The organism is Iningainema tapete BLCC-T55, from assembly GCF_014698965.1.
Classification (GTDB): domain Bacteria; phylum Cyanobacteriota; class Cyanobacteriia; order Cyanobacteriales; family Nostocaceae; genus Iningainema; species Iningainema tapete.
Window position 1 is genome coordinate 1 of the sequence record NZ_JACXAE010000035.1, and the last position, 291, is coordinate 291.

The window sequence follows — 291 nt, forward strand, 5'->3', positions numbered from 1 at the left end:
AAGGAGCAATAGAAGATTACAACCAAGTGTTGCGCCTCAACCCTAACGATGCTTTAGCCTACTACAACCGAGGGATTGCCCGTAATGAGTTGGGAGACAAAAAAGGGGCAATAGAAGATTACAACCAAGCCCTGCGCCTCAATCCTAACTATGCTAATGCCTACATCACCCGAGGGAATGTCCGTAGAGAGTTGGGAAATAAAAAAGGGGTAATAGAAGATTACAACCAAGCCCTGCGCCTCAATCCTAACTATGCTAATGCCTACAACAACCGAGGGATTGCCCGTAGTG

Annotated in this window: 1 protein-coding gene; it reads left to right on the top strand. The window is 46.7% G+C overall.

Translation table 11 applies throughout. The features are described from left to right. Positions 1 to 291 (top strand): tetratricopeptide repeat protein (locus tag ICL16_RS45465; protein ID WP_238360677.1); only part of this gene is annotated, 291 nt, incomplete at both ends.